The organism is Cellulomonas sp. P4_B5_2, assembly GCF_056402235.1.
In genome coordinates this window covers 1-6,582 of sequence record NZ_JBFUHU010000293.1, presented here as the reverse complement: position 1 = coordinate 6,582, position 6,582 = coordinate 1, and the positions used below count along the sequence as shown (strand labels likewise).

At 73.1% G+C, this 6,582-nt stretch carries 8 protein-coding genes and 1 tRNA gene; 5 read left to right on the top strand and 4 right to left on the bottom strand.

All coding sequences use genetic code 11. From position 1 onward, the window contains the following. Window positions 1-127 precede the first annotated feature (127 nt). Complete coding sequence (locus AC1DUQ_RS17780) at window positions 128-349, top strand: hypothetical protein (protein ID WP_477074251.1); 222 nt, start codon at window positions 128-130, stop codon at window positions 347-349. Between the two features lie 4 nt (window positions 350-353). Here the strand turns inward: AC1DUQ_RS17780 and AC1DUQ_RS17775 are convergent, their stop codons facing one another. Then, complete coding sequence (locus AC1DUQ_RS17775; protein WP_477062751.1) at window positions 354-1,067, bottom strand: phosphatase PAP2 family protein; 714 nt, start codon at window positions 1,065-1,067, stop codon at window positions 354-356. A gap of 71 nt (window positions 1,068-1,138) precedes the next feature. On the opposite strand from AC1DUQ_RS17775, the gene orn reads away from it, so the two are divergent. Then, window positions 1,139-1,810 carry an oligoribonuclease gene (gene orn / locus AC1DUQ_RS17770; protein WP_477074250.1) on the top strand — a complete coding sequence of 224 codons (672 nt, stop codon included), beginning with the start codon at window positions 1,139-1,141 and terminating at the stop codon, window positions 1,808-1,810. Between the two features lie 40 nt (window positions 1,811-1,850). Here orn and AC1DUQ_RS17765 read toward each other — a convergent pair. The 3 genes from AC1DUQ_RS17765 to AC1DUQ_RS17755 all read right to left on the bottom strand — a co-directional run bounded on the left by AC1DUQ_RS17765 (window position 1,851) and on the right by AC1DUQ_RS17755 (window position 3,989). After that, a tRNA-His gene (locus tag AC1DUQ_RS17765) sits at window positions 1,851-1,926 on the bottom strand. A 102-nt stretch (window positions 1,927-2,028) separates the two neighbouring features. Continuing rightward, the gene (locus tag AC1DUQ_RS17760; protein ID WP_477062753.1) at window positions 2,029-2,946 is read right to left on the bottom strand and encodes an ATP-grasp domain-containing protein; all 918 of its coding nucleotides are present in this window, start codon (window positions 2,944-2,946) and stop codon (window positions 2,029-2,031) included. Further along, window positions 2,943-3,989, bottom strand: coding sequence for an ABC transporter ATP-binding protein (locus AC1DUQ_RS17755; RefSeq protein WP_477062754.1), 1,047 nt, complete (start codon window positions 3,987-3,989; stop codon window positions 2,943-2,945). The genes AC1DUQ_RS17760 and AC1DUQ_RS17755 overlap by 4 nt, the downstream gene beginning before the upstream one ends. A 77-nt stretch (window positions 3,990-4,066) precedes the next feature. Here AC1DUQ_RS17755 and AC1DUQ_RS17750 point away from each other — a divergent pair, with 77 nt between their 5' ends. The 3 genes from AC1DUQ_RS17750 to AC1DUQ_RS17740 form a co-directional block, all read left to right on the top strand. Beyond that, the gene (locus AC1DUQ_RS17750) at window positions 4,067-4,741 is read left to right on the top strand and encodes an ABC transporter permease (protein WP_477062755.1); all 675 of its coding nucleotides are present in this window, start codon (window positions 4,067-4,069) and stop codon (window positions 4,739-4,741) included. 1 nt (window position 4,742) lies between these two features. Continuing rightward, window positions 4,743-5,519 carry an ABC transporter permease gene (locus AC1DUQ_RS17745; protein WP_477062756.1) on the top strand — a complete coding sequence of 259 codons (777 nt, stop codon included), beginning with the start codon at window positions 4,743-4,745 and terminating at the stop codon, window positions 5,517-5,519. A 71-nt stretch (window positions 5,520-5,590) separates the two neighbouring features. Then, window positions 5,591-6,582 (top strand): glycine betaine ABC transporter substrate-binding protein (locus AC1DUQ_RS17740; protein ID WP_477074249.1); only part of this gene is annotated, 992 nt, incomplete at its 3' end.

Sequence of the window (6,582 nt, the reverse complement as noted above, 5' to 3'; positions counted from 1 at the left end):
CCCCACCAGGGGTTCCGGTCCGCGCCCGCCGCCATGCGTGCCACCATGTCGCCATGCTGCCGTCCGACTGCCTGCACCCACGGCACCCCGGGCGTCGCTGATGGGCCGGCACGCCACCCCGGACCCCGTGCAGGAGCTGCCCCGCCGGCGGCGCCTCGCCCGGTTCGTCGTCCTCTGGCTCGAGCGCATCGGGCTCGGGGCGGCCGCAGGCGTCGGCACGCTCGGCGTGCTGCGGTGGGCGGGCACCTCGTGGACCGCCAGCCTCTGGATCGCCGGGGCCGTCGCCGTGATCGTCCCCGTCGCCGCGTGGCTGGCCTCGACCGTTCCCGGCCACGACGGCGCCGAGTAGCACCTCAGTCGGTCGGCGGACCCGTGTGCAGGCGGTCGACGATGGTCACCATGCCCACCACCGCGATCGCGAGCGCCACCGCCGCGACCACGTCGGTGAGGAAGTGGTAGCCGAGGTAGAGCCGGCTGAGCGCCACGAGCGCCGTCCCGACGAGCGCCGTCAGCCCCCAGCCGACGAGCCGCGGGGCCGTCGGTCGCCGGCTGCAGACGAGGTAGGTGGCCACCAGCAGGAGTGTCGCGGTGCCGATCGTGTGCCCGGACGGGAACGACGCCGTCGTCTCCGCACCCGGGACGAACATCGTGTCCTCGGGCGGCCTCTCACGCCCCACCAGGCCCTTGACGGAGAGGCTGATCAGCGTCGACGCGACCATCGCCCCCGCCAGCAGTGCCGGACGCCACCACGCCCGCCGCACGAGGGCCCAGACGCCGCAGGCCACCGCGACGAGGATCGGGAGCACCGTGGGACCCGAGACGAACGTGATCGCCGCCAGCACCCCCGTCCACCCCGGGGTGCGGTGCGCCACCAGGTACTCGAGCACGGGTTGGTCGAGGCTCGACAGGTCGTCCTTCTCGCGGACCGTGTCGAGCACGCCGAAGAACACCGCGAGCCCGCCCGCGACGAGCACGATGCCCGGCAGCCACGCCCAGAGCACGGGCCGCGACCACAGCGCGGCGAGCGTCGGGAGGCGGGGCGGCGTGCGTGCGACGTCGTCGGTCATTGGTCGACGCTAACCGCGGCACGCCCGGTGCACGAACGCGCGACGCCCGGACGCCCCCTAGGCTGACCTGCGTGACCAGCACGCCGACGCCCCCGCCCGCCACGCCCGGACAGGAGAGCGGCGACCGCATCGTCYGGATCGACTGCGAGATGACCGGCCTCGATCTCGGGGCCGACGCGCTGGTCGAGGTCGCCGCCGTCGTCACGGACTCGGAGCTGCGCGTGCTCGGCGAGGGCGTCGACGTGATCATCGCGCCGCCGCCCGAGGCGCTCGAGCAGATGAACGACTTCGTCCGCACCATGCACACCACCTCGGGCCTGCTCGACGGGCTCGCGGGCGGCACCACGATCGAGGACGCGCAGGCGAAGGTGCTCGAGTACGTGCGGACGTGGGTGCCGGACCCGGGCAAGGCGCCGCTGGCCGGCAACTCCGTGGGCACCGACAAGGCGTTCCTCGACCGCGACATGACCGAGCTCGTCGGGCACCTGCACTACCGCGTGATCGACGTGTCCTCCCTCAAGGAGCTCGCCCGCCGCTGGTACCCGCGCGTGTACTTCGCCTCGCCGCGCAAGAACGGGGGCCACCGGGCGCTCGCGGACATCCTCGAGAGCATCGACGAGCTGCGGTACTACCGCGCTGCCCTGCTCCCGGCCCAGCCCGGTCCGGACTCCGCGGCCGCCAAGAAGATCGCCGCCGAGATCGTGGCCACCTCGGTCAAGGGCGCCCTGCTGTCCGAGGGCTGAGTCCCCCGGGAACGACGACGGGCGCCGCCCCCCGACGCGATGGGGTGGCTAACGGGACTTGAACCCGCGACCCCCTGGACCACAACCAGGTGCTCTACCACCTGAGCTATAGCCACCACGATCCCCCGACGCGTACGCCGGGGCGTCGAGAAGTGTACCCGAGGCTGGGAGCACTTCTGGAACCGGCGGACAGTGGTCTCGGCCACTGCCCGCCGACGTCAGAGCCGCGCGGCGATCGCCTCGGCGAACCGCCCGGCGGAACCCTCCGAGAGCGCGAAGAACAGGGACGGCTCGGTGAGCTCGACCTCGAGCACGACGGGGTTGCCCTCGTCGTCCGGGATGAGGTCCACGCGGGCGTAGAGCAGCGGACCGTCCGCACCCGGGGCGATCTCCGGCAGCGCGGCCACGACGCGCTCCGCGAGCTCGCGCTCGGCGTCGCTGGCATCGCGCGCGGTCAGGGTCTCGTCGCGGTACAGCACCTGCTCCTCGCGGAACGGGCCCGCGAGCAGCGCTCCCTTGCGGACCGAGTGGCTGAACTGGCCCTCGATGAAGACCAGCGCCGTCTCACCGACCGTGTCGACCTTGCGCAGGTAGCGCTGGATCATCACGCGACGGCCCACGCTCAGCAGGTTCTTGGCGTGCGTGATGGCGAGCGACCGCTGCTGCGTGACACCCGCGTCGTAGCGGCCGGTGTCCCGCGAGCCGGCGCTGACCGTCGGCTTGATGACGAAGTCGCCGAACGCCGGGAACCGCGTGTGGATGGCGCGGGAGTCGAGGTTGCGCTCGGGGTCCAGCCAGATCGTGGGGACGATCGGCAGCCCGGCCTTCTCCAGGTCGCGCAGGTACGTCTTGTCGATGTTCCACCCGACGACCGATGCGGGGTTGAGCAGCGTGCTGGTGCGCTCCACCTTGCGGGTCCAGTCGGCGAACTGCGCGGGGCGGTCGGTGTAGTCCCACGTCGAGCGGATGACGACGTGGGGGTAGGTGCCCCAGTCGACGGTCGGGTCGTCCCAGACCACGACGTCCGTGGCGACACCACGTTCGAGCAGCGCGTCGCGCAGGGCGTGGTCGTCGGCGTCGAGCTCCGGGAGCTCGGCGCAGGTCGCGAGGGCGAGGCGTGCGGTGGGGGTGGTCACCTGCGCAGCGTACCGACGGCCGCGTCGGCGTCCGCTGTGGCGTCCGTCTCCTCGGCCCGCTCCGTGAGCCGGTCCAGGGCGCGCACGACGGTGGCCGCGGTGGCGCTGCCCACGACCCGACCCTGCTCGTCCCGCACGGCCAGGGGCCCGTCGGCGCCGACGAGCGCGTCGAGCACGTCGCCCAGCTCCGCACCGACGGCCAGCGCGGGGCCCGTCCCACCGGCCGGCACGGAAGGATCGAGGTCAGCGCGCTCCAGGCGGCCCAGCGCCAGCAGACGAGCGGTGCGCCCCCGTCCGACGAGGTCTGCGACGGCCGGGGTGGCGGGGCGGGCGACGATGTCGAGCGGCGACGCCAGCTGCTCGATGTGCGCGCCCGTGCTCAGCACCGCCACGCGGTCGGCCATCCGGACGGCCTCGTCGATGTCGTGGGTGACCAGCATCACGGTGATGCCCAGGGTGCGCTGGATCCGGGCGAACTCGTTCTGCAGCCGGCGGCGGCCCACCGGGTCCACCGCGCCGAACGGCTCGTCCATGAGGAGCACCGGCGGATCGGTGGCCAGGGCGCGGGCCACCCCGACGCGCTGCCGCTCGCCGCCGGAGAGCTCGTGCGGGAAGCGCCGGGCGTATCGGTCCGGAGCCAGACCCACGAGGTCGAGCAGCTCGTCCACCCGCGCCGCCGTCCGCTTGCGGTCCCAGCCGACGAGGCCCGGCACCGTGGCCACGTTCTGCGCGACCGTGCGGTGCGGGAAGAGCCCGACGTTCTGGATCACGTAGCCCATCCGCCGACGCAGGCCGACGGGGTCGACCGTGGTGACGTCCTCGCCCTCGAGCATGATGCGCCCGGACGTCGGCTCCACCAGCCGGTTGGCCATCCGCAGCGTGGTCGACTTGCCGCAGCCCGACGGGCCGACCAGGACGAGCACCTCGTGCGCCCGGACGGCCAGTGACAGGTCGTCGACCGCCGCGCCGGACTCCCCCCGCCCGCGGTCGGACGCGTACGACTTGCTCACGTGCTCGAAGGCGATCGCCGGGTCGTCTGCCACCCCCAGGACGCTAGTCGCCCGGTCCGACACCCGCAGGTCAGACTGCGCATGTCAGAGGCCCCGGGTACGTTCGCCGCATGCGTCTGGCCGAGGCTCCACCCAACCCGTGGTTCTCGTGGGAGTACGTCGAGCGCAACGGAGCGGACATCGCGCGCTTCCTCGAGCAGCACGCCACGCTCACGCTCCAGGCCGTCGGCATCGCGTTCGTGCTCGCGCTCCCCCTGGGCGCTCTCGCGCACCTGCGGCCCCGGCTGGCGGGCCCGGTGCTCGGCGTCGCGGGCGTCCTCTACACGGTGCCGTCGCTCGCGCTGTTCGCCATCCTGGCGCCGTACACGGGCATCGGGCGCACCACCGTGCTCATCGGGCTGGTCTCCTACGCCCTGCTCGTGCTCACCCGGAACGTGCTGGTGGGGCTGCAGGGGGTGGACCCTGCGGTGCGCGATGCGGCGCGGGGCATGGGATACGGCCGGTCGCGACTGCTGTTCGCGGTCGAGCTGCCCCAGGCGATCCCGAGCATCGTCGCCGGGCTGCGGCTCGCCACGGTCACCACCGTCGCGCTCGTCACCGTGGGCGTCGTCGTGGGCTACGGCGGGCTGGGCCAGCTGATGTTCCGCGGCTTCCGCAGCAACTACCACGCGGAGATCATGACGGCCACGGTGCTCTGCCTCCTGCTCGCGCTGGTGTGCGACCTGGTGATCGCGGGCGTCGGGCGCCGGATCACCCCGTGGGCGCGCGTCGAGCGGCCGGTGTGACGTGGACACCCTGACCGAAGCCTTCCTCTGGCTGAACGACCCCCTCAACTGGGTCGGCCGCAACGGCGTGCTCGCGCTCACCCGCGACCACATCGTCGTGTCCGTGCTCGCGGTGCTCCTCGCCGCCGTGGTCGCCCTGCCGGTGGGCCTCTGGCTCGGGCACCGCGGCCGAGGCGCGACCGTCGGTGTGGTCGTCGCCAACACCACGCGCGCGCTGCCGACGCTCGCCCTGCTCACCCTGCTGGCGGCGAGCGGGCTGTTCGGCAACACGGCGACGGTGCTCGCGTGCGCCGTGTTCGCGGTCCCGCCCCTGCTCACCAACACGGTGACGGGGCTCGGGGAGGTCGACGCGGACGTCCGGGACGCCGCCCGAGGCGTCGGCATGTCCGGTCGGCGCAGCCTGTGGGCGGTCGAGCTCCCGCTCGCCGTCCCGCTCATCGCCGCCGGTGTGCGCACCGCGGCCGTCCAGGTGCTCGCGACCGTCCCGCTCGCGGCACTGGTCGGCGGACGCAGCCTCGGCACCATCGTGGTCACGGGCTTCGGCACGCAGGACTACGGGCAGGTGCTCGCGGGCGGCATCCTCGTCGCCGGGCTGTGCCTGCTCGCCGAGGGACTCCTCGCGATCGCGCAGTACCTGCTCACTCCCCCGGGTCTGCGAGCGCTGGCCCGGGACACGTCCGACACGCCGTCCCGGCGAACCCGCCGGGCGCGTGTCACATCCCCAGGGCTTGCCGAGCCCGCGACCAGCGGATCGAATAGGTCGGGCAAAACGTCCTGACCTCGTCGACGGCACGTCTGTCCGTTACCGGGACCCTTCCCGCCCCCTGCTGACTCCCCGAGGAGAGCACGATGCGAGCGAGACGCTCCACCACCCTGACCCTGATCGCCGTCGCCACCCTGGCGCTCGGCGCCTGTGGCAGCCCTGGCTCGGGCGGAGGCGAGGCCGACCCGACGTCCTCCGGCTCGTCCGGGCTCGCCACGTGCGACCCGATCGCCGGCGAGAAGCTCGTCGTCCTGGAGGACGACAAGGGGCTCCAGAACGCCGACAACATCATCCCGGCCGTCAACAAGGCCGCCGCAGCCGCGAACGCGTCGGTGATCGAGCTGCTCGACACCGTGTCGGCCGCCCTCGACACGGACAAGCTCATCGAGCTCAACAAGGCCGTCGACATCGACCGCCGCACGTCGAGCGAGGTGGCGGAGGAGTTCGTGGACACCGAGGGTCTCGCCGCGACGGAGCCCTCCGGTGCGGGTGCGTCGCTGGTGATCGGTGCGGCGAACTTCTCCGAGAGCGCGACTCTCGCGGAGATCTACGCGGCGGTCCTGCGCACGGCGGGCTACACGGTCGAGGTGCGCACCATCGGCAACCGCGAGACGTACCTGCCGGCGCTGACCGACGGCACGCTCACGGCCRTCCCGGAGTACGCGGCGACGCTCGCGGACTTCCTCAACGCGCAGCAGAACGGTGCCGACGCCGAGTCCGTGGCCTCCGCCGACGTCGACGAGACCGTGACCGCGCTGACCCCGCTCGCGGATGCCGCCGGCCTGACCGTGGGCGCCCCGTCCGCGGCACAGGACCAGAACGCGTTCGCGGTGACCAGCGAGTTCGCCACCGAGCACGACCTGACCACGCTGTCCGACCTCGCCGAGAACTGCGGCGGGCTGGTGCTGGCCGGGCCGGCCGAGTGCCCGGAGCGCCCGTTCTGCCAGCTGGGCCTCGAGGACACGTACGGGATCGAGTTCGCGGACTTCAAGTCCTACGACTTCGGCCTGATCGGCCAGGCCGTGCGTCAGGGTGAGGCCGCCATCGGTCTCGTCCTCTCGAGCGACGGGTCTCTCGC